Here is a 23,372-nt window from a genome sequence, read left to right on the forward strand (position 1 = left end):
TGCGGCGACAAAACTGATCTGGCTTGGGCTGCGCAACATCACAGCAAACTGGGGCTCAGCGGCCCATGACTGGAAAAGTGCGATGAATCAATTCGCGATTCTGTACGGAGATCGATTTATCAGGCCAGCCTGGTAAAAGAATGGCCTGCCTAACGGCAGGCCGTTACCGGCCTGCACACAAAATATCTGACAGTCCCGCCTCAGGTATCTCAAGCACTCACCGCTACAAGTTTGATTTCGGGTACAGCCTCAACCTTTCTAGGCTATCGGGCAATGCGAGCAAACTTCAGACATCTCGGGTGGCATGAGGCTCCATTCAGCAGGCCATCAAACAGTCCTCCAGCCTACTTCGATGTTTATCCACAAAGCGGCGCAACTAGAATTAAGCCACCTTCGCCCCCTCCTTACCCACTTAATCGCGCAACCCTAATACCTACATCAGCCGGTGAAAAAGCTCCAATGTACTCTAGACAAGATCCGACCTTGTTTACGACGCCATTGATTGACGCAAACAATGCTCAGATTCGTTCACCTACTCCAACGCCCATTGGCGTATTTGGGACCTCCCCCCCGAGATATCTACCTCAACGTCGGCAAGAGCTCTTGAATCGGATGGACGGTCTCCCCGCGTCGACAACAATCCGACAAAGGAAATAGAGAAACAATCCCTCAGATTACCGCACCATCCCCCACCGCTTCACTGTCACCCGCTCCAGCGAATCAAACACCAGATTCTCCACCAGCAACCCGATCAGAATCACCACGGCCAACCCGGCAAACACCTTGTCGGTGTACAGCTCATTACGGTTCTGAAAGATGTACCACCCCAACCCGCCCTTGCCGCTGGTGGCGCCGAACACTAGTTCAGCCGCGATCAACGTGCGCCAGGCGAAGGCCCAGCCGATTTTCAGGCCGGCGAGGATGGACGGCAGTGCCGCCGGGATCAGGATGAACAGCACGAAACGCATGCCCTTGAGGCCGTAGTTGCGCCCGGCCATGCGCAGGGTTTCCGAGACGCCGAGGAATCCGGCGTAGGTGTTCAGCGCCAAGGCCCAGAGCACCGAATGCACCAGCACGAAAATCAGGCTGTTCTGCCCCAGTCCAAACCACAGCAGCGCCAGCGGCAGCAGCGCGATGGCCGGCAACGGGTTGAACATCGAGGTCAGGGTACTGAGCAGGTCGCGTCCGAACTGGGTCGACACCGCCAGCGTGGTCAGGGCAAACGCCAGGACAATGCCGATCAGGTAACCCTTGAGCAGCACGACCAGCGAGATCCACACCTTGCCCAGCAACTCGCCGCTGAGCAGCCCGTCATACAGCGCATAGGCGGTTTGCACAAAACTTGGCAGCAGCAAGTCGTTGTTCTGATAGCGGGCCACCGCCTCCCACAACACGGCCAGCAAAATCAGGATCAGGCTTTTGCGCAGCCAACCCTGTTGCCACAGGCGCTGGCCCAGCGGCAGTTCACGCTCCAGCGGTACGCTGGTCAGTGGCTGCAACAGCGTTTCGAACTCTTCACGCGGGGATGATAAATGGCTCATCGGACCCTCCTCTCAACTGGCTCAATAAGCGATGCGGATGTCGGCGAAATCCAGCTCGTGCTCGGCTTGCGGTGACTGATTTTCATCGAACAACAACCGATGGATGCGCCGCGCCGATTCCTGAAACGCCACGCCGCCAAGGCTGTGCAAATCGTATTGATGGCTGTGGACTTCCGCCCTCACCCGCCCCGGATGCGGCGACAGCAACAGGATGCGGTTGCCCACCACCAATGCTTCTTCGATGGAGTGCGTGACGAACAACAGCGTGAAGCGCACCTCTTCCCAGAGCAGTAGCAGTTCTTCCTGCATCTTGCGTCGGGTCAAGGCATCGAGGGCGGCGAAGGGTTCATCCATCAGCAGGATTTTCGGCTGCATCGCCAGCGCCCGGGCAATGGCGACCCGCGCTTTCATGCCGCCGGACAAGGTGTGCGGGTAGGCATCGGCAAACGCAGCGAGGCCGACCTTCTCCAGATAGTGCAGCGCCCGTTCTTCGGCTTCCTTGCGCTTGAGGGTTTTTGACGCCAGCAGCGGAAACATCACGTTCTGCTTTACGGTTTTCCACGGCGGCAGTTGATCGAACTCCTGGAACACCACGATCCGGTCCGGTCCCGGTGCGTGGACGGTTTGCCCCTGTAGGCGAATCTCGCCTTCCACGGGCTGGATGAATCCGCCGACGGCTTTGAGCAACGTTGACTTGCCGCAACCGGACGGGCCGAGCAGGACAAAACGGTCCGCCGGGTCGATCTCGAAACTGACTTGATGGGTCGCCCGCACCACACGCTGCGGCGTGCGGTATTCCAGGCTGACGTTATCGACCGACAGCAGCGCTTGGGCTGCCGTGATCGGTTTGCTGACCGTGTGGCCTTGCAAAGGGGCGTTCATGTCGGTCAGCTCCCTTGCAGCGGCTTGGCGTCCTGGAAGAAGTAATCCTTCCATGAATCCGGTTTGTTTTTGATCGCGCCGACGCGGTGCAGGAACTCGGCCAGCGGGTAAGTGTTTTTCGGTGTGACGCTGAATTCGAACTGCGGGTTGTCGATGATTTTCAGCAACGCGGCGCGGTCGATTTTGGCCTTGGTGACGCGGATGTAAGTGTCGGCTGCCGCGCCTTTGTCGTTCTGCGCAAATTGCGCGGCTTCGGTCAGCGCGTCGATAAACGCCTTGTAGGTTTTCGGGTTCTCATTACGGAATTTCTCGGTGGCGAACAACACCGTCGGTGAGTTCGGACCGAGCAGGTCATAGGTGTTCAGCACCACGTGCACATTGGGATTGGCCAGTTCCTGATCCTGGAACGGCGGGTTGGAAAAGTGCCCGTTCAGCTCGGTGCCACCGGCCAAGAGCGCGGCTGTTGCGTCGGGGTGCGGAACGGCAATGGTGTACTTGTCGAGGCGGTTGAACTCCTTGTCGCCCCACTGCTTGGCGGCCGCGTATTGCAGGAAGCGCGACTGCACCGACACGCCCACCGCCGGAACCGCGATGCGGTCCGTCTCGGTGAAGTCGGCGATGGTTTTGACCTTGGGATTATTGCTCACCAGGTAGTACGGAAAGTTGCCCAGGGAGGCGACGGCTTTGACGTTCTGCTTGCCGTGGGTGCGGTCCCAGATGGTCAGCAGCGGGCCGACGCCGGCACCGGCAATGTCGATCGAGCCTGCGAGCAACGCATCGTTGACCGCTGCACCGCCGGAGAGCTGGGTCCAGTCGACCTTGATGTCGATGCCTTCCTGCTTGCCGTACTTCTCGATCAGGTTCTGATCGCGCACCACGTTGAGCAGCAGATAAACGATGCCGAACTGTTCGGCAATGCGGATTTCACCTTCGGCGTGGGCCACGGTCGGCGCCACCAAACTACCGGCGATCAGGCTGAAACCCAGGCCGATAGCGGCGGCCAGCGGTGCAAATGGAAGACGTTTGGTCATGATCAAATCTCCGACAAATCAGAAAGGCGCGTCGCCCTGGATGGTGGTGCGAAACAGCTTGCGGCGTAGATGGCTGGGGCATCCGGCGGCGAGGTGGATCAGCGAACGGTTGTCCCAGAACACCAGGTCATGGGGCTGCCATTGATGGCGGTAGATGTTTTGCGGCAACACGCTGTGGGCGTAGAGCTCGGTCAGCAGTTGCTGGCTCTCGTCTTCCGGCAGGCCAACGATGCGGGTGGTGAACCCTTCGCTGACGAACAACGCCTGGCGGCCGTTTTCCGGGTGAGTACGCACCACCGGATGCACCACTTCAGCGACCTGGGCGAGTTGCTCAGGCGTCAGGGTCGGGCGCCAATTGCCTTCGAATTTGGTCTCGCTGTAACGCGCCGTGTAGGAGTGCGCCGCCGAGCGACCTTCCACCGCTTTGCGCAACGCAAGCGGCAGGTTGTCCCAGGCTTTGTGCATGTCGGCGAACAGCGTGTCGCCGCCCTCGGAGGGCAACTCCTGGGCATGCAGCATCGAGCCCAGGCTCGGCAATTCCTTATAGGAGAGATCGGAATGCCAGAACTTGCCGGCGTCACCCAGGCCGATGTTCTGGCCGTTCTCGACGATATTGGAAACGATGAGGATTTCCGGATGCCCCGCCAGCAGGAACTGCTTGAGCACGTGGATCTGCAACACACCGAAACGGCGGCTGAAGTCGATGTGCTGCTCAGGGGTAATGCGCTGGTCGCGGAACACCACCACGTGATGATCCAGATGCGCGCGGTGGATGCGGGCGAAGTCCTGATCATTGATCGGACGGGACAAATCGAGACCGATGATCTCGGCGCCTACCGCGCCGTCGAACGGGCGGATGTCGAAAAATTGTGGCGCGATGCTTGGCGATGCTGAAGCTGCAGACATAAATCACTCCCACGCACGGCACGCTCAAAGGCGCGCGCGTCGATCAGAAACTCACGGAGGTCCCGTGTTGGTTCGTGTCGTGCGGCGCGCCGATTGGTCGGCAGGTACGCAGGAGATTGACTTTATAGATATAAGAACTGAAATTTAAATACCGTTAGCGAATAACGATATGGCGATTATTAACGGACTGGTTCGCTTGAGGCGTGACGTTATTGGTCACTTTTGGGCAGGGTTGTGGTGTTTTCACGGACGCCATCGCGGGCAAGCCCGCTCCTACAGTAGGTCTGTGTTTCCACTGACTCCTGTAGGAGCGAGCTTGCTCGCGATGAGGCCAGTCGCCTCAATGGAGATCTACCGCTCGTGCAACGCCTCGGCGCGCGCCCGGATGATCGGCTTGAGCAGATAACTCAGCACGCTTTTCTTGCCGGTGATGATGTCCACCGAAGCGACCATCCCCGGAATGATCAGCAAGGGTTTGTCATCGCTGCCGAGGTGGCTGCGCTCGGTGCGCACTTTGATGATGTAGTACGTGGTTTTCTTGTCTTCGTCGGTGATGGTGTCGGCGCCGATCTGTTCGAGCTTGGCCTTCAAACCACCGTAGATGGTGTAGTCATAGGCGGTGAATTTCACCGTTGCTTCCTGCCCCGGGTGCAGGAACGCGATGTCCTGCGGACGGATCTTCGCCTCCACCAGCAAGGTGTCGTCCAGCGGCACGATTTCCACCAGGTCGCTGCCTGGCTGGATAACCCCGCCGATGGTATTGACCAGCAACTTGTTGACGATGCCTCGCACCGGCGAGGTCACCAGCGTACGGCTGACCCGGTCTTCCAGGGCCTTGCCGGTGGCTTGGGCCTTGTTCAGGTCGGTGCGCGCTTCGTTGAGCTGGGTCAGCGCCTCGCTGCGGAATTTGCCGCGGGTTTCGTCAATCTTGCGCTGCACTTCCTTGATCGCCGATTCGGCCCGAGGAATCGCCAGGGTCGTGGCGTCGAGCTGACCACGGGTCTCTGCTTCGGCACGTTTGAGGCGCAGCACTTCCACCGGCGAAACCGCGCCCTGGGCCACCAACGGCTCGGACATGCCGATTTCCTGGCGCTGAAAACCCAGTTGCTGGCGGTATTGCGCCTGCTTGGAGGTGAATTCGCGCAGCTCTTGCTGACGCTGAATCAGCTGCTCCTGCAAGCCACCGATTTCGTCGTGCAACTGCTGACGGCGGCTGATATAGAGCGACTCTTCGCTCTGGGCCTGCCCGGGCACAGCCTTGAGCACGTCCTGCGGGAAATTCAGCGGGCGGTCATCCACCTCGGCGCTCAGGCGTTCCACCCGCAACAGCATCGACAGCCGGTCGGCCTCGGTTTCGCCGACGTTCGAGGCAAAACGCGTGTCATCCAGGCGAATCAGCGGTGCTCCGGCCTCGACAATCTGGCCTTCCTTGACGAACAGTTCGGCAACGATACCGCCTTCAAGGTTCTGGATTTTCTGGATCTTCGACGATGGAATCGCCTTGCCGTCGCCCTTGGTCACTTCGTCGATCACCGCGAAGTTGGCCCAAAGCATCAGGAACACGAAGAACGCGATGATCGCCCAGATCGTCAGCCGCACCACCCGAGGCGCGTCCTCGATCAACGCCTTGTTGACCTCTGGCAGCGGTTGGCCCTGAAGCGAAGCGGAGCCCTTGAAGTAGCGGCGGATCGAATCTTTGACACCCGACTTAAGCAACACTGATCTGCCCCTTCTTCAACGCTTCCATCACCGCGGCTTTCGGGCCGTCGGCGAGTATCTGCCCGCGATCGATCACAATCAGTCGGTCCACCAGCGACAACAGCGATGCCCGGTGTGTCACCAGCACCATGGTCTTGTTTTCGATCACCGCCGCCAGGCGTTGCTTGAGACGTTCTTCACCGGTGTTGTCCATGGCGCTGGTCGGTTCGTCGAGCAGCAGGATCGGCGGGTTGAGCAACAGCGCACGGGCCAGGGCGACGTTCTGTCGCTGACCGCCGGAAAGGTTCTGCCCGCGTTCGCCGACTTGCAGTTCATAACCCTTCGGATGCAAACGCGCATATTCGTGGACACCGGCCAGTTCTGCCGCTTGCAGCACCAGCTCATCCTCGACATAGCGCGCACCGGACACCAGGTTGTCGCGCAGGGTACCGGCGAGCAACTGGATGTCCTGAGGGACGTAGCCAATGTTGTAGCGCAGTTCGCTGACGTCGATCTGGCGGATATCCACACCGTCCACCAGCAACGCGCCGTCGTCCGGCTGGTACAGGCCCACCAACAGTTTCGCCAGCGAGCTTTTGCCCGAGCCGCTACGGCCGATGATGCCGATCTTTTCGCCTGGCTGAATCGTCAGGTTGATGTTCTTCAGCGCCGGGTTCTGCTGTTCGGGATACGTGAAGTTCAGCTGCCGGCACTCAATGGCCCCTTGCAGCACTTTGCGGCTGAGGGGGCGCTCTTCGAAATTGCGTTCTTGCGGCAACTCCATCATTTGATCGACCGAGGTCATGGTCACCCGCGCTTGCTGATAACGGGTAAGCAGCCCGGACAGCGAGGCCAACGGACTGAGCGCGCGGCCGCTGAGCATGTAGCAGGCAATCAGCCCGCCCATGCTCAGGTTGCCCGCGATGATTTGGTAGACGCCGAAGACGATCATGATCACCCCGGCCAATTGCTGGATCAGCAAGGTGATGTTCATCGCCAGACCCGAAAGCATTTTCACCCGCAGCTCGAGGCGGCTGAGGGTGCCAATGGTCTGTTCCCACTGATATTGGCGTTCGCTTTCGGCGTTGTTGACCTTCACCGCATCCAGGCCGGCGAGGGTTTCGATCAGGCTCGACTGACGCTCGGCCCCCAGCGCCATGGTACGCTCCATGGTCGCCACCAGCGGTTTCTGCAAGGCATAACCGATGACCAGGGCTATCGGGAACGCCAGCACCGGAATCCACACCAGGTGCCCGCCGAGGATCGCGATCACGGTAAAAATCAGAATCGTGAACGGCAGGTCGATCAGGCTGGTGAGCGTCAAGGAGGCGAGGAAGTCGCGCAGGCTCTGAAACTCATGGATGTTCTGGGCAAAGCTGCCGACCCGCGCCGGGCGGTATTTCATGGACATGCCGACGATGCGCTCGAACAGCGTCGCCGAGATGATCAGGTCGGTTTTCTTGCCGGCCAGATCCAGGCACAGACTGCGCAGGCTTTTCAGGATCAGGTCGAAAATGTAGGCACCGGTGATGCCCAGGGCGAGCACCCACAGGGTGGCTTCAGCCTGGTTCGGTACCACGCGGTCGTAGACGTTCATCACAAACAGCGGCGCGGCCATGGCGATGATGTTGATCAGCAGGCTCGCCGCGATGGCGTCGGCATACAGCCAGCGTGAACGCTTGAGGGTGTCGCGGAACCACGAGCGTGCCCGCGGGATCAGCGTGCCGTGATTCACATCGAATTTATGCTGGGGTTGGGCGAAAAAAACCTGGCCGGTGTAGTCATCGGCCAGCAGTTCGCGGCTGACCAGGGACTCGCCGCCGTCGCTTTCGCTAAGCAGCACCCGCGCCTGGTCTTCGCCTTGCCAACCCAGAAGCACGGCACTGCGACCGTCCTTGAGCAGCAACAGCGCAGGCATGGCAATCGCCGGGATGTCTTGCAGCTTGCGCTGCAGGACTCGCCCTTGCAGGCCGGCGCGGGCCGCTGCACGGGGCAGCAGCTCGACACTCAGGCGTTGCTTGGGCAGCGGCAGGCCCGTTGTGAGCATGGCCGCGCTGGCGGGTTTCTGGTGCAACATGCACAAAGCGAGCAGACCATCCAGCAGCGGATCATCATGCAACGCGCGTGGATCATGGCTGAGATTAACCCGACTGACTTCTGATTCCACGCTCGACACTCTTTATACAGTTGGAAAGGGACAACTCAATTCATCCCAGGCAGCTGCACCTTGGGCTTCATGTCGTTCTGCACAACGGATGCCAACGGCGCGACTACGCCCTGGCTCTTGAGCAATTCGCCCATGGTCGCCTTGATTCGGTACTGAGTAAATAACTGAATATTTTTGATCTGCGCCAGACGGAGCGAAGAGGTGAACAGCTCGTTTTCGCTGTCGAGCAAGTCGAGCAAAGTACGCTCACCGAGGCTGAACTGACGCTGGTAAGCCGTGCGCACCGCGGTGCTGTGATCGACGTACTGCTGGGCAATCGGCACCTGGGCATTGGCGTTGTTCAGGGCATTCCAGGCCAGGCCCAGCTCTTCATTGAGCTGACGCAGGGCGTTGTTACGGATGTCCAGCGCCTGGTTTGACAGGTAGGACTTGGATTCCAGATCGGCCTTGTTGCTACCGCCGGCGTACAGGTTGAAGCGCATGCGCAGCATGGCTTGCCATTCGTTGTTGTGGCCATTCTGACCGTCGATATCGTTGTCGGCGGTGCGGCCCAATTCAGCATCGAAACGCGGGTAGAACGTCGATTTGGCGGTTTCGTACTGCTTCTCGGCCGCTGCAATGTCGGATTCGGCCGAGCGCAGGATCGGGCTGTTTTCCAGCATTTGCGCGCGGGCTTCGTTCAGGTTGGCCGGCAACAGCGCCATGAAATTGGCAGGACGCTCCAGTTGATCGGGCATCTGACCAACCGCGGCGAGGTAGTTGGTTTCCGCATCGGCCAGGTTGGTCTGCTCAGTGAGCAGGTTGTTGCGAGCCTGGGCCATACGCGCTTCGGCCTGATCAAGGTCGGCACCGCTGCCGACGCCACGCTGAGTGCGCAGCTGGATCTGGTCATAAATACGTTGGTGGCTCTTGAGGTTGTCCTCGGCCAGACGGACGAACTCGCGGCGATTCAGCACATCGAGATAAACTTGGGCCACGGTCAACGCGGTGCGCTCGGACGTACCCAGCAGCGAGTAGGCACGGGAGTTAACGGTGGCTTGTTGACGCCCTACTTCGCTGGACGTCGCAAAACCGTCAAAAACCATTTGCGAGAGACGCAAACTTGACTCGCTGCGGTTCAGGGTTTCCCAGTGGTTGTTACTGCCATCGGTGCGCGTGGTAACGGAATCAGTCCCCTCGCGACCATAACCGCCCAGTACATCGACCCTTGGCAGATATCCGCCCTTCGCAGCCTTTAATTGATAATCCGCGGCCAGTCGGCTGTTAACGCCGGCCTGGACCTCTGGATGGACATCCAGCGCCTGTTGCATGGCCTGAGGCAAGGATTGAGCTTGAACAAAAGAGGTTGCGAGGGTGAAGGGTATAGCCATGAACAGAAGCGGACGCATGGTAGGTATTTCCCGGGACTTCTTGTCTTGAATCACAGCAAAAGAAAGCGCTGCATCGGAAGATGGCAACCGTAATGACCGTATGTCGGAAGTTTCAAAAGAGGAACTGGATCACACACTGAGGACAGGGTCGCCACATAAATATCAATGTGACATTACTGGGACGATTGTTTAGGATGCTCACAAGAAGGTCAATACTTTGGCATAAAGTTAATCGCGAAAAGATATAGCCAATTTATTGACTAATAACCGCGTCAAATTTGTGCACTTATTTTGCAATAGTCAATCCAGGCCGATCGGCGCGATGCCATCAGGTCCATGGAAGCCCAACTGAACATGACACCCGGAGAGTCTTCAATGAGCAGTGTTGTTGCCATCGTCAAAAGCATTGTTGGTCAGGTTTTCGTGGTGTCCCCAGAGGGCATCCGCCGCATTCTCGTTGAAGGCGACCGCCTGTCCGTCGGCGACCAGATCGACACCGGTTTGTCCGGTGCCGTGTCCCTGGAACTGGCCGATGGCCGCACCATCGACCTGGGCCGTGACACTCAGTGGAGCGCCTCTACACCCGACTCCAGCGCTGATCTGGCAGAAGCCACTGCGCAGGCCGCACCGTCGGTTGAAGAACTGCAACAAGCCATCGTTGCCGGCGCTGACCCGACAAAAGACCTGGAAGCCACCGCAGCCGGTCCGTCGGCTTCGGGCTCTGGCGGTGGTGCCGCCGGCGGTGGTCACAGCTTCGTGATGCTCGACGCCACGGCTGGCCGCGTGGACCCGACCATCGGGTTCCCGACTGGCGGCCCTGATTCCGCGGCCGACGCCACTACGCTCGATATCGGCAATCAGGACACCACGTTCATTAACGCTCCCAGCGTACTGACCGCTGATACCGGCACATTGGCCGAAGACAGCGTCGCGACGGGCAATGTGCTGAGCAACGATAGCGATGCCGAAACACCGCTCAGCGTCGCCAGCTTCACTGTCGCCGGCATGGCGGGCGGTTTCACCGCGGGCCAGACCGCGACCATCGTCGGCGTTGGTACGTTGACCATCGGCGCGAACGGCAACTACACCTTCACCGCGGAAGCCAACTACAACGGCGCCGTACCGCAAGTCACCTACACCACCAACACCGGGTCGACCAGCACGCTGGATCTGACCGTGACGGCAGTCGACGATCCGACCGTCCTGACTGCAGACACTCAAACCATTGCAGAAGACACCGCAGCCGTCGGCAACGTGCTGGGTAACGACAGCGACATCGACAACGTCCTGAGCGTGGCTACCTTCACCATCGACGGCGTCAATGGCACCTTCAACGCCGGCCAGACAGCCAACATCGCTAACGTCGGTACGCTGGTGATCGCCGCCGATGGCGCCTACACCTTTACCCCGGCCGCCAATTACAACGGTACGGTGCCGACGGTGACTTACACCGTGATCGATGGCTCCGGTAATGATGTCACTTCGACCCTGAACATCAACGTCACGCCGGTTGACGACAGTTTCACCGACCTCAACGAAAACGTGACCACCAACGAAGACGCCCCGGTCAGCGGTAGCGTTCTCACCGACACCACCAGCGTCGACGGCCCGGTCAGCGTCCTGAACTTCACCGTTGCGGGCAATCAGTACCAAGCCGGTGAAACCGCGAACATCGCCAACGTCGGCACCCTGGTGCTCGGCGCCAATGGTGCGTACACCTTTACCCCGGTTGCCAACTACAACGGCGAAGTACCAACCGTCACTTACACCGTCACCGACGGCTCGGGCACTGACGTCGTTTCGACCCTGAACATCGGCGTCACGCCGGTTGACGACAGTTTCACCGACCTCAACGAAAACGTGACCACCAACGAAGACGCCCCGGTCAGCGGTAGCGTTCTCACCGACACCACCAGCGTCGACGGACCGGTCAGCGTCCTGAACTTCACCGTTGCGGGCAATCAGTACCAAGCCGGTGAAACCGCGAACATCGCCAACGTCGGCACCCTGGTGCTCGGCGCCAATGGTGCGTACACCTTTACCCCGGTTGCCAACTACAACGGCGAAGTACCAACCGTCACCTACACCGTCACCGACGGCTCGGGCACTGACGTCGTTTCGACCTTGAACATCGGCGTCACGCCGGTTGACGACAGTTTCACCGACCTCAACGAAAACGTGACCACCAACGAAGACGCCCCGGTCAGCGGTAGCGTTCTCACCGACACCACCAGCGTCGACGGCCCGGTCAGCGTCCTGAACTTCACCGTTGCGGGTACTCAGTACCAGGCCGGTGAAACCGCGAACATCGCCAACGTCGGCACCCTGGTGCTCGGCGCCAACGGTGCGTACACCTTTACCCCGGTCGCCAACTACAACGGCGAAGTACCGACCGTCACCTACACCGTCACAGATGGTTCCGGCACTGACGTCGTTTCAACCCTGAACATCGGCGTCACGCCGGTGGACGATCCGAGCGTCCTGCTCGGCGACACCAACACTGTCGATGAAGAGCACGCTGCAACCGGCAACGTGCTTGGCAATGACAGCGATGTCGACAACGCACTGAGCGTCGCAACATTCACCGTGCAAGGCGTCCCTGGTTTCTTTACCGCAGGCCAAACCGCGACGATTTCCGGCGTTGGTACTGTGACGATCGCCACCAACGGCGACTACAGTTTCACCCCTGCCGCGAACTGGAACGGCAACGTTCCACAGATCAGCTACACCACCAACACCCAATCTGTCAGTACGCTCGACATCACGGTCAACCCCGTCAACGACGCTCCGACCGTCAACTCCACTTCGGCCAGCGGTGATGAAGATCACTTGATCGCCGTGCAGCTCGGCGGCAATGACATTGATGGCAACGTCGACCACTTCACCCTGAGCAGCCTGCCGGCCAATGGCACGTTCTACGCAGACGCCGCCGGAACCATCGCGTTGTCCACCAGCAGCGTGATCGCTGCAAACGCCAACGGCGCAACGGTTTACTTCCGCCCTACTGGCGACTGGAGTGGCACCACCAGCTTCACCTACAGCTCCACCGACAATGCAGGCATGCCTTCCGCTTCTTCGGCGACCGGCGCCATCGTTGTCGCGCCAGTCACCGATATGCCGAGCCTGTCACTGACCGGTGGCGGTGTCGTTGCATCGACCGACTTCCAGGAAGTCGCTGTGAATGGCTCCTATACCAATATCGATGTCAGCAAGCTCGGCAACGGCGTCTGGCACACCGATAACGCCGGTGGCAAGGTCGAAATCGGCCAGGCCAGCGTCTACGGTGCCGGCGGCAATAACCAGGTCATCGAACTGGAGCGCAATTCCGGCGATGCGAGCAACCTCTATACCAACATCGATGCCAAGGCCGGCACTACCTATAACGTGTCCTTCGACTATGCACCGCGTGCCGGCATCGATAACTCGCTCATCAATGTGTACTGGGGGGGCCAACTCATTGGCACCCTGAACACCTCGACCACCGGCATGCAGCACTACAGCTTCAACGTTCCGGTCACTGCCGATGGCAACCAGAAACTCGAGTTCCGCGCCGGTGACAGCAACAGCCTGGGCGGTGTGCTGGACAACATCAATGTCACTCAAGTGCTCAATTCTGGCCTTGAAGACAACGCGATTCTGCTGTCGACCATTCAGGCTCACACCAATGATGCCGACGGTTCGGAAACACTGACGCTCACATTGAACGGCTTGCCGGCGGGCTCGAAACTCACTGACGGGACCCACACCTTCGATGCCGCCAACGGCTCGACATCGGTGGACATTACGGGCTGGAACCTGGCCACGCTCAAGCTGACACCGCCGACGAACTTCAATGGCGACATCGCGCTGACCGTAACTGCCACCGCCAAAGACGGCGATGCACCAAGCGCCAGCACCTCATTGCCACTGGTGGTACACGTGACTGCCGTCAATGACGCCAGCGTGCTGCTGGCTGACAGGATCACCGTCGACGAAGACCACAACGCGACTGGCAACGTGCTGACCAACGACCAGGATGTCGATAATGTCCTGAGCGTCTCCAGCTTCAATGTGCAGGGCGTCAAGGGCAACTTCACGGCGGGTCAGACCGCAACCATCGCCGGTGTCGGCACGCTGATCATCGCCAGTAACGGCGACTACACCTTCAAACCGGCCGCCGACTGGAATGGCAACGTTCCGCAGGTGACCTACACCACCAACACGGGATCGAGCACTACGCTTAACATCGGTGTTACGCCGGTCAACGACAACTTCACCGACGCCAACGAAACCGTCTCCAGTCCAGAAGACTCCGTGGCTACCGGCAGCGTGCTGTCCGGTACTTCGAGCGTCGACGGCCCGGTCAGCGTGCTCAACTTCACCGTTGGCGGCACTCAGTACCAGGCTGGTCAAACAGCAACCATCACCAACGTCGGTACTTTGGTGATCGGTGCGAATGGGGCCTACACCTTTACTCCGACCGCCAACTACAATGGCACCGTGCCGACCGTCACCTACACCGTCACCGACGGTTCGGGCGCTGACGACACTTCGACCCTGAACATCAACGTCACGCCGGTCAACGACAACTTCACCGATGCCAGCGAAACGGTCTCCACCCTGGAAGACACCGTGGCCACCGGTAACGTGCTGAATGGCACTTCGAGCTTCGACGGCCCGGTCAGCCTGGTCAACTTCACGGTTGGCGGCACTCAGTACGTGGCGGGTCAAACAGCAAACATCGCCAACGTCGGCACGCTGCTCATCGGTTCGAATGGGGACTACACCTTCACCCCGGCCACCAATTACAACGGCACCGTACCGACCGTTACTTACACCATCACTGACGGTTCCGGCCCCAACGACACTTCGACCCTGAACATCAGCGTCACCCCAGTGGATGACAGCTTCACCGACGCCAACGAAACTGTAACGATCTATGAAGACACTGCGGCCACCGGAAACGTACTGTCCGGTACTTCGAGCGTCGACGGTCCGGTCAGCGTGGTCAACTTCACGGTGGGCGGTACTCAGTACGTGGCGGGTCAAACAGCAAACATTGCCAACGTCGGCACGCTGGTGATCGGTTCGAACGGGGCCTACAAATTCACCCCGGCCGACAACTACAACGGCACCGTGCCGACCGTTACCTACACCGTCACCGACGGTTCGGGCACCAACGACACCTCGACGCTGAACATCAGCGTCACGCCGGTCAGCGACAAATTCTCCGACGCCAATGAAATGGTCTCCACACCGGAAGACACTGTCCTCACCGGCAGTGTCCTCACCGGCACAAGCAGCGTTGACGGTCCAGTCAGTGTGCTCAACTTCAGCATCGGTTCAACCACTTACGCGGCAGGCACTACGGCGACAATTGCCAAGATCGGCACCTTGGTGATCGCGGCGAACGGGACCTACACCTTCACTCCGAATGCCGATTACAACGGCTCGGTCCCGGCGGTCAGATACACCGTCACCGACGGTTCGGGCAGCAACGACACTTCGGTCCTGAAAATCAGTGTCACACCGGTTAACGACAACTTCACCGACGCCAACGAATCGGTCTCAACCCTGGAAGACACCGCCGTCACCGGCAGCGTCCTAAGTGGCACGAGCAGCGTTGACGGCCCGGTCAGCGTGCTCAACTTCACCATCGGCACGACCACCTACAACGCTGGAAGCACAGCGACCATCACCAATGTCGGCACGCTGGTCATCGGCGCGAACGGTGCCTACACCTTCACGCCAGCCGTCAACTACAACGGCACCGTGCCGACCGTGACCTACACCGTCACTGACGGTTCGGGGACCAACGACATTTCGACGTTGAACATCAACGTCACGCCGGTCGACGACAGCTTCTCCGACGCCAACGAAAACGTTTCGACCAACGAAGACAGTACGGCCACCGGTAACGTGCTGACCGGCACCACGAGCGGTGACGGTCCGGTCAGCGTGCTCAACTTCTCGATTGGTGACACTCAGTACCTGGCCGGTCAGACAGCAACCATTGCCAACGTCGGCACGCTGGTCATCGGCGCGAACGGCGCCTACACCTTCACGCCAGCCGTCAACTACAACGGCACCGTGCCGACCGTGACCTACACCGTCACCGACGGTTCAGGCACCAACGACACCTCGACGCTGAACATCAGCGTCACGCCGGTGAACGATGACTTCCTCGATGCCAACGAATCGGTAACGATCAACGAAGACAGTACGGCCACCGGTAACGTTTTGACGGATACGGTCAGCGTCGACGGTCCGGTCAGCGTGCTCAACTTCTCGATTGGTGACACTCAGTACCTGGCCGGTCAGACAGCAACCATTGCCAACGTCGGCACGCTGGTCATCGGCGCGAACGGTGCCTACACCTTCACGCCAGCCGTCAACTACAACGGCACCGTGCCGACCGTGACCTACACCGTCACTGACGGTTCAGGCACGAACGACACCTCGACGCTGAACATCAGCGTCACGCCGGTGAACGATGACTTCCTCGATGCCAACGAATCGGTAACGATCAACGAAGACAGTACGGCCACCGGTAACGTTTTGACGGATACGGTCAGCGTCGACGGTCCGGTCAGCGTGCTCAACTTCTCGATTGGTGACACTCAGTACCTGGCCGGTCAGACAGCAACCATTGCCAACGTCGGCACGCTGGTCATCGGCGCGAACGGTGCCTACACCTTCACGCCAGCCGTCAACTACAACGGCACCGTGCCGACCGTGACCTACACCGTCACTGACGGTTCAGGCACCAACGACACCTCGACGCTGAACATCGGCGTCACGCCGGTGAACGATGACTTCCTCGATGCCAACGAATCGGTAACGATCAACGAAGACAGTACCGCCACCGGCAACGTGTTGACGGATACGGTCAGCGTCGACGGTACGGTCAGCGTGCTCAACTTCTCGATTGGTGACACTCAGTACCTGGCCGGTCAGACAGCGACCATTGCCAACGTCGGCACGCTGGTCATCGGCGCGAACGGCGCCTACACCTTCACGCCAGCCGTCAACTACAACGGCACCGTGCCGACCGTGACCTACACCGTCACCGACGGTTCAGGCACCAACGACACCTCGACGCTGAACATCGGCGTCACGCCGGTGAACGATGACTTCCTCGATGCCAACGAATCGGTAACGATCAACGAAGACAGTACCGCCACCGGCAACGTGTTGACGGATACGGTCAGCGTCGACGGTACGGTCAGCGTGCTCAACTTCTCGATTGGTGACACTCAGTACCTGGCCGGTCAGACAGCGACCATCGCCAACGTCGGCACGCTGGTCATCGGCGCGAACGGTGTCTACACCTTCACGCCAGCCGTCAACTACAACGGCACCGTGCCGACCGTGACCTACACCGTCACTGACGGTTCAGGCACGAACGACACCTCGACGCTGAACATCAGCGTCACGCCGGTGAACGATGACTTCCTCGATGCCAACGAATCGGTAACGATCAACGAAGACAGTACGGCCACCGGTAACGTTTTGACGGATACGGTCAGCGTCGACGGTCCGGTCAGCGTGCTCAACTTCTCGATTGGTGACACTCAGTACCTGGCCGGTCAGACAGCAACCATTGCCAACGTCGGCACGCTGGTCATCGGCGCGAACGGTGCCTACACCTTCACGCCAGCCGTCAACTACAACGGCACCGTGCCGACCGTGACCTACACCGTCACTGACGGTTCAGGCACCAACGACACCTCGACGCTGAACATCAGCGTCACGCCGGTCGACGACAGCTTCACCGACGCCAACGAAAACCACTCGACCCTGGAAGACACCGCCCTCACCGGCAGCGTCCTCGCCGACACCACCAGCGTCGACGGCCCGGTCAGCGTGGTGAACTTCACCATCGGTTCGACCACCTATACCGCCGGCAGCACTGCGACCATCGCCAACGTCGGCACCTTGATCATTGCTGCAACCGGCGCCTACACCTTCACGCCAGCCGTCAACTACAACGGCACCGTGCCGACCGTGACCTACACCGTCACCGACGGTTCAGGCACCAACGACACCTCGACGCTGAACATCAACGTCACGCCGGTCGATGACCCGAGCGTGCTGGCTGCCGATGTCACCTTTGTCCTTGAGGACAAGGTCGCGACCGGTAACGTACTGACCAACGACCGCGATGTGGATAACGCTCTCAGCGTTGCCAAGTTCACGGTGGGTGGCATCGAGTACACAGCAGGGGGCACGGCCACCATCGCCAACGTCGGCAGGCTGACGCTCGGTGCCAACGGTGAATACAGCTTTACCCCTGCCAGCAATTGGAGCGGCAAGGTTCCGACGGTGACCTACATCACCAGCACCGGTTCGACTGCGACGCTGGACATCAGTGTGACCGCCGTTGCCGATGCACCGATCGTGACCGCCACCACGACTCAGGTGGCCGAGAACAGCAGCATTGCGTTGGGTCTGAAGGTTACGTCCGTGGATACGGATGGCTCTGAAACCCAGACCATCACCTCGATCAGCGGCATCCCGGTCGGTGCGACGCTGACCGACGGCATCCATACCTTTACCGGCACGACCGGCAACGCTGTCGTCAACCTCAACGGATGGGATGTGAGCAAGCTGAGCTACACGCCGGCTCCGTATGCCACCGGCACCAACACGCTGACAGTTACGGCAGTCTCGACCGAAAGCACGGGTGATTCGGCCAGCAATACGACTCAAATTCCGATCACGATTAATCCTGCGGTCTATAACTCGGTCACTGGCACAGCAGGAGATGACAATTTCAGCGGCACCAACGGCAACGACATCATTGTTGCCGACATCGGTGGGCTGTCGGTCGTACCGGGCCAGAATTACAACATCGCGTTCATGGTCGACAGCTCGGGCAGTATGGGTGATGCCTCCATGGCGGCGGCGAAGAAATCCCTGGAAGCGGTGTTTAACTCGCTGATTGCCAGTGCAACGTCGAAAGACGGCAACCCGGGCGTCGTGAAAGTCTTCCTCGTGGACTTCGATTCGACGGTCAGGGAATCGGTTGCGGTCGACCTGTCGAAAAATGGCGCTCTGGATCAATTGAAGTCCATTCTCAAGAACATGGAATCGGGTGGCAACACCAACTACGAGGACGTGTTCAAAACCACCGCCAACTGGTTCAAAAGCGCCGATGCGATGAGCAACGCGAATGCGATCAACCTCACCTACTTCATTACCGACGGTGAGCCGACCGCTTACACCAGCAATGAACAGGTCAACCCGGTCCTCGTCGACTACCACGAAAAACAAAACAGCACCCCGGACGCGACGCTAGACGGGCTGTTGAAATTTGTTAACTACCAGCCAGGCAATGTGTTCACCACAAAGATCGAAGGTGTCGTTCGTACGTTGATCGATTCCGACGGCAATGTGTACAAATGGAGCCAAAACAACAAAGGCAAATGGTCATCGTCCTTGCTCGATGGGACAATTCATGCGCAAGGCGATGGCACCTACGAGCTGTCCTACAACAGTGGTTTTTCCTCTGTCAGTACCTCTGCCAGCCATGCGGCAGCGGCATTTGCGTTACTGGCCGCTGCCAATTCCACTGTTCAAGCCATCGGGCTGAACAACAGCGTCCACGAAAACCAACTGGCCCCGTACAACACCACCGCTGGCAAGCCGTTGGCCAACATCGACCCGTCAGATCTGGCCAACGCGATTCTTGGCCACAGCGCGGCCACACTGCCGGGCAATGACACCATCAGCGGCGGCGAAGGCAATGACCTGATTTTCGGCGACCTGGTGAGCTTCAATGGCGTAACCGGTGAGGGCTACACCGCGCTTCAGTCTTTCGTCGGCCTGCAAACCGGCGCCGAGACCAGCCAAGTCACCCCAAGCAACGTGCACCAGTACATCACCGAGCATTACAACGTGTTCGATGTGTCTGGCGCTCATGATGGCGGCGATACGCTGTTGGGTGGTGCCGGCAACGACATCATTTTTGGCCAGGGTGGCATCGACACTCTCGACGGCGGTACCGGCAATGACATTCTGCTCGGTGGTACCGGCGATGACGTTCTCCTGGGTGGAAAAGGCAATGACACCCTGATCGGCGGCCTGGGTGGCGACACCTTCGTCTGGAAAGCAGGCGATACCGGCAACGACGTGATCAAGGACTTCAACGCCGACCAAGGCGATCGCATCGACCTGCGCGATCTGTTGCAGGGTGAAACCGGCAGCACCATCGACAACTTCCTGAAGATCACGGACGCTGGCGTACTACAAGTCAGCAGCACAGGCCAGTTCAACTCGGGCAACGCAGCCGCCGCTACGCCGGACGTGACGATCAAACTGGAAGGCAACAACTGGTCATCCGCCAACCTGCACAACCTGATTGCCGGTAGCGACCCGACCATTAAGGTCGACCATAACAACAGCTGATGCACGAATAACGGCCGCCCCTTGTGGGGCGGCCGTCACGTTTGTGATCAAGGCCCGATGACGATTTCGTCGGCGCGCCTCATACTGGCGTGCAGTTGGCCTATGCTGCTGACAGCATGACGCTGGTTCATTCTGAGGGATGCTCAATGTTTTACGTGCAACGCGATGCGCAAGGCCAATTGGTTCGCGTGGAAGCCGCGGCTTATGCCGAGGCCACGGAAACGCTGTCGGCCGACCATCATGAAATCCAGGCCTGGTACGCCAACGAAACCGTTGAGCACAGCCTGAACCACCTCAAGCGAAGCGACTCGGAAATGATCCGGGTACTCGACGACTTGATTCAGGTGCTGACCCAGAAAGGTGTAATCCGCGTCACCGACCTGCCGCCGGCGGCACAAGCCAAGCTCATGGACCGAACCCAGGCCCGTGAAGCGTTGGGAGGCTTGAGCCATTTGATTGATGAAGATGAGGGAGGGTTGATCTAACCCCCCCCGCCATCGTTGCCTGTACTGACGCCATCGCGGGTTTTTCCGCGATGAGTATCACTCGGTCTTGCTGACCGCCATCAAGCCTTGGGCTTGGTCTTCTTCGCTGCTAATACCCTGGCAAAACGTCGGATTTTTCCTCGATGTTTTGGGCGGTTTCATCACGCGAAAACGCTCTTCCTACACCCAGAAAACACAACCCGATAAACCTTGTTTAGCGGCCTTCATAGTTACTTCATGAAAGCCACAACACCTTGTGCCATTGCCTACAGTTGCGCCAGAATCCGCCGGCTTGTGCGCCTTGGCGCAGCTCAGTAACTTGATCCCCGTCACTGCCTATCAGTGATCGGGTTTAGTAGCCATGGGTTGTTAGCAAGGTGCATAGCGTTCTCGTCAGTCAGGCTCATAGGCCTGCACTTGATGGTGGCTGTGCGTAGGGCGCCTTCGGGTGCGCCGGTTTGCTAACTCCCCCGGTCTACTAACCTGCGTACAGCCGCCACCCACTTCGTTTAGTAGCGAGGCGGTTGCGGCTCCATTCAGGGAGTTTGCAAACATGTTCAAGGTGACACCCAATCCGCCGGAAACAGATCCGGCATCGCCCTACGAATCCCTCGACTCCCACAAGCTTCACGAAGCCGCCGAACGCGCCCTCGACCCTCACATTCCACCGGCAGAAAAGAAACCGCCCAAGCGCAACGGCCAACTCTTCAGCGTCTGCCCGGGCATCAACACTGAAGCACTCCTGGCCAACGCATCAGAAGATTTGCTGTCCATCAGCGCCATCGCCGCCGGCCTCGCAGATGATGTGGATGGCTCACGCCGCTCCATTGCGTTGGCGGTCAGCCGCATGGCCGACGGGGTGCATTTGTTGATAGAGCAGGCACTGGATCATCTGAATGAACCCGAAATGGCCGCGATCATTGCCAGGCAACAAGGCCAGGCGGGCTGATCCGCTGAACCAGAAACAAAAAAATGGGCACCCAACCTGATTGGCGTGCCCATTTTTAATGCCGTCCCGCGATACGCGAGCGGTGGATATCACTTACGGATTAACGCTGTCTTTCAACGATTTACCTGGCTTGAACGCTACGGTGTTGCTGGCCTTGATTTTGACGGGTTCACCGGTTTGCGGGTTTTTGCCGGTGCGGGCACCGCGGTGGCGCTGCAGGAAGGTGCCGAAGCCCACCAGCGTTACGCTGTCTTTGCGGTGCAGGGCGCCGGTGATTTCTTCCAGCACGGCGTTGAGAACGCGGTTGGCTTGCTCTTTGGTGAGGTCTGCTTTTTCAGCAATGGCGGCGGCGAGATCTGGTTTACGCATATGAGTGAAGCCCCTTTGACGGTTTGTTGTTGTTATGTCCGTGCTGCTCTCTGCGGAGCAGCGCCCAAAGCGCCGCAGGTGCTCTACTCTGCGGCAGACGGGAGTGAGGATGGCACGCAGCGAGGCCCCGCGCCAGTATCGACGCGGCCATTGTTAGGGCAAAAGGGGGGTGATTCCGACAGAACGACCAGTATTTACGCCAACAGAGCCGGAAGCTCTTTGTTCAAGGCCAGTTTTTCCATCACGGCCGCGCCTGTCAGGGCATAACCGAGCAGTTTGCCCGAGGCATCGCGGCATAAAACCTTGATGTCGGCGCCCTGCCCTTCGACGGTCCAAATACCTTCTGCACCCCGTGGTGGCGGGGAAACCACCAACGGGCACACCGGGGTTTTCACGGTGATTGGCATCGGACCATAGGTCACGGCGGTCGGGTTGCCGGCGAGGGTCTGGGCCAGCGCCCGGGCACAGCTCATCAGGGGCATGACGTACAGCAGGTTCAGGCCGTCGACTTCGGCGCAGTCGCCCAAGGCGTAGATGTTGGCGTGGGAGGTTTGCAGGTGGCGGTTGACCATCACGCCGCGATTGACCTGTAAGCCCGCCGCTGCGGCCAGGTCGATGCGTGGGCGCAGGCCGATGGCCGAGACCACCACGTCGCACGGGATCACCTGGCCGTCGGACAGGTGCGCCTCCAGGCCGTCCGCCACTTTTTGCAGGCGATTGAGCACCGGGCCGAGGTGGAAACGTGCGCCAAGGCTTTCGAGGCCAGCCTGCACCGCGGCGGCGGCGGCCGGGTGCAGCAGGGTCGGCATGACTTGTTCGCACGGGGCGACCAGTTGCACTTCGTAGCCACCCGAGGTCAGGTCGTTGGCGAATTCGCAGCCGATCAGGCCGGCACCGAGCAGCAAGACACGGCGTTTGCCGGCCGCTGCGGCGCGAAAACGGGCGTAGTCCTCGAGGTCGTTGATCGGGAACACGCTATCGGCGGCGTCGCCTTCAATCGGAACGCGCACGGTTTCGGCGCCCCAGGCCAGGATCAGGTCGCGGTAGATCACCGCTTCTTCGCCGATCCACAGGCGCTTGTGGCCCGGGTCGATGCCGCTGATGCGCGTATGGGTGCGCACTTCGGCCTTCAGTTGCTCAGCCATGGCGCCGGGTTCGGCCATGCTCAGGCCGTCGGCGTCTTTGTTTTTGCCAAAACCGGTGGAGAGCATCGGTTTGGAGTAGGAGCGCCCGTCATCGGCGGTAATCAGCAGCAGCGGGGTTTCGCTATCGAGTTTGCGAAACTCGCGGGCCACGTTGTAGCCAGCGAGCCCGGTGCCAACGATTACGACAGGTGCGTTCATTCCTAACTCCCAATGTTTGATCAGTTGATTTCGATCATTTCGAAATCCATTTTGCCCACGCCGCAGTCCGGGCACAGCCAGTCTTCGGGCACGTCCTGCCACAAAGTGCCAGGCGCAATGCCGTCATCCGGCCAGCCGTCGGCTTCGTTGTAGATCAGGCCGCAGACGATACATTGCCACTTTTTCATTCAGGTACTTCCTCAGGTTTCAGGCGTTTTGCCGGCGCGAACGGTCGATGGTTG

Annotated in this window: 13 protein-coding genes and 1 pseudogene; 4 read left to right on the forward strand and 10 right to left on the reverse strand. The window is 59.5% G+C overall.

What is annotated here, in order from left to right; translation table 11 throughout:
* Positions 1-136, forward strand: a pseudogene (locus CKW19_RS10435) (IS256 family transposase); the annotation flags it as partial.
* Positions 137-674: 538 nt separating this feature from the next.
* Here CKW19_RS10435 and CKW19_RS10440 read toward each other — a convergent pair.
* The 7 genes from CKW19_RS10440 to CKW19_RS10470 form a co-directional block, all read right to left on the reverse strand.
* Positions 675-1,541, reverse strand: coding sequence for an ABC transporter permease (locus CKW19_RS10440; protein ID WP_095057838.1), 867 nt, complete (start codon positions 1,539-1,541; stop codon positions 675-677).
* A gap of 21 nt (positions 1,542-1,562) precedes the next feature.
* Positions 1,563-2,423, reverse strand: a complete 861-nt coding sequence (locus CKW19_RS10445) for an ABC transporter ATP-binding protein (protein ID WP_095057839.1) — start codon at positions 2,421-2,423, stop codon at positions 1,563-1,565.
* Between the two features lie 5 nt (positions 2,424-2,428).
* Positions 2,429-3,454 (reverse strand): ABC transporter substrate-binding protein, encoded by a 1,026-nt coding sequence (locus tag CKW19_RS10450; protein ID WP_095057840.1) that lies wholly within the window; start codon positions 3,452-3,454, stop codon positions 2,429-2,431.
* Between the two features lie 18 nt (positions 3,455-3,472).
* Complete coding sequence (locus CKW19_RS10455) at positions 3,473-4,360, reverse strand: TauD/TfdA family dioxygenase (protein WP_095057841.1); 888 nt, start codon at positions 4,358-4,360, stop codon at positions 3,473-3,475.
* 351 nt (positions 4,361-4,711) lie between these two features.
* Positions 4,712-6,079 carry an HlyD family type I secretion periplasmic adaptor subunit gene (locus CKW19_RS10460; protein WP_095057842.1) on the reverse strand — a complete coding sequence of 456 codons (1,368 nt, stop codon included), beginning with the start codon at positions 6,077-6,079 and terminating at the stop codon, positions 4,712-4,714.
* Positions 6,069-8,225 carry a type I secretion system permease/ATPase gene (locus tag CKW19_RS10465; protein ID WP_095057843.1) on the reverse strand — a complete coding sequence of 719 codons (2,157 nt, stop codon included), beginning with the start codon at positions 8,223-8,225 and terminating at the stop codon, positions 6,069-6,071. Before CKW19_RS10465 ends, CKW19_RS10460 begins: the two co-directional genes overlap by 11 nt.
* Before the next feature lie 35 nt (positions 8,226-8,260).
* Positions 8,261-9,613 (reverse strand): TolC family outer membrane protein, encoded by a 1,353-nt coding sequence (locus tag CKW19_RS10470; RefSeq protein WP_095057844.1) that lies wholly within the window; start codon positions 9,611-9,613, stop codon positions 8,261-8,263.
* 357 nt (positions 9,614-9,970) lie between these two features.
* Between CKW19_RS10470 and CKW19_RS10475 the strand changes: the two genes are divergently transcribed.
* From CKW19_RS10475 to CKW19_RS10485, 3 genes are all read left to right on the forward strand, one after another.
* Positions 9,971-19,984 carry a retention module-containing protein gene (locus CKW19_RS10475; protein WP_160012832.1) on the forward strand — a complete coding sequence of 3,338 codons (10,014 nt, stop codon included), beginning with the start codon at positions 9,971-9,973 and terminating at the stop codon, positions 19,982-19,984.
* A gap of 146 nt (positions 19,985-20,130) precedes the next feature.
* Positions 20,131-20,469, forward strand: a complete 339-nt coding sequence (locus CKW19_RS10480) for a tryptophan synthase subunit beta (RefSeq protein ID WP_095057846.1) — start codon at positions 20,131-20,133, stop codon at positions 20,467-20,469.
* A gap of 553 nt (positions 20,470-21,022) precedes the next feature.
* On the forward strand, positions 21,023-21,418 hold the full coding sequence (locus CKW19_RS10485; RefSeq protein ID WP_095057847.1) for a DUF6124 family protein: 396 nt from the start codon (positions 21,023-21,025) through the stop codon (positions 21,416-21,418).
* Positions 21,419-21,511: 93 nt separating this feature from the next.
* Here CKW19_RS10485 and CKW19_RS10490 read toward each other — a convergent pair whose 3' ends face one another.
* The 3 genes from CKW19_RS10490 to CKW19_RS10500 all read right to left on the reverse strand — a co-directional run bounded on the left by CKW19_RS10490 (position 21,512) and on the right by CKW19_RS10500 (position 23,318).
* On the reverse strand, positions 21,512-21,787 hold the full coding sequence (locus CKW19_RS10490) for an HU family DNA-binding protein (protein WP_003195589.1): 276 nt from the start codon (positions 21,785-21,787) through the stop codon (positions 21,512-21,514).
* Between the two features lie 194 nt (positions 21,788-21,981).
* Positions 21,982-23,130, reverse strand: coding sequence for an NAD(P)/FAD-dependent oxidoreductase (locus tag CKW19_RS10495; protein WP_095057848.1), 1,149 nt, complete (start codon positions 23,128-23,130; stop codon positions 21,982-21,984).
* A 20-nt stretch (positions 23,131-23,150) separates the two neighbouring features.
* Positions 23,151-23,318: a rubredoxin gene (locus tag CKW19_RS10500; protein ID WP_003437744.1), complete on the reverse strand. Its 168-nt coding sequence runs from the start codon at positions 23,316-23,318 to the stop codon at positions 23,151-23,153.
* Positions 23,319-23,372 lie beyond the last annotated feature (54 nt).

Origin of the sequence: Pseudomonas sp. Irchel s3f7, assembly GCF_900187615.1 — a bacterium.
Classification (GTDB): domain Bacteria; phylum Pseudomonadota; class Gammaproteobacteria; order Pseudomonadales; family Pseudomonadaceae; genus Aquipseudomonas.

Coding starts and splice junctions, on each gene's coding strand:
- CKW19_RS10455 (WP_095057841.1), bottom strand. CDS start 4,360: ATGTCTGCAGCTTCAGCATCGCCAAGCATCGCGCCACAATTTTTCGAC.
- CKW19_RS10490 (WP_003195589.1), bottom strand. CDS start 21,787: ATGCGTAAACCAGATCTCGCCGCCGCCATTGCTGAAAAAGCAGACCTC.
- CKW19_RS10485 (WP_095057847.1), top strand. CDS start 21,023: ATGTTCAAGGTGACACCCAATCCGCCGGAAACAGATCCGGCATCGCCC.
- CKW19_RS10500 (WP_003437744.1), bottom strand. CDS start 23,318: ATGAAAAAGTGGCAATGTATCGTCTGCGGCCTGATCTACAACGAAGCC.
- CKW19_RS10450 (WP_095057840.1), bottom strand. CDS start 3,454: ATGACCAAACGTCTTCCATTTGCACCGCTGGCCGCCGCTATCGGCCTG.
- CKW19_RS10495 (WP_095057848.1), bottom strand. CDS start 23,130: ATGAACGCACCTGTCGTAATCGTTGGCACCGGGCTCGCTGGCTACAAC.
- CKW19_RS10475 (WP_160012832.1), top strand. CDS start 9,971: ATGAGCAGTGTTGTTGCCATCGTCAAAAGCATTGTTGGTCAGGTTTTC.
- CKW19_RS10445 (WP_095057839.1), bottom strand. CDS start 2,423: ATGAACGCCCCTTTGCAAGGCCACACGGTCAGCAAACCGATCACGGCA.
- CKW19_RS10480 (WP_095057846.1), top strand. CDS start 20,131: ATGTTTTACGTGCAACGCGATGCGCAAGGCCAATTGGTTCGCGTGGAA.
- CKW19_RS10470 (WP_095057844.1), bottom strand. CDS start 9,613: ATGCGTCCGCTTCTGTTCATGGCTATACCCTTCACCCTCGCAACCTCT.
- CKW19_RS10440 (WP_095057838.1), bottom strand. CDS start 1,541: ATGAGCCATTTATCATCCCCGCGTGAAGAGTTCGAAACGCTGTTGCAG.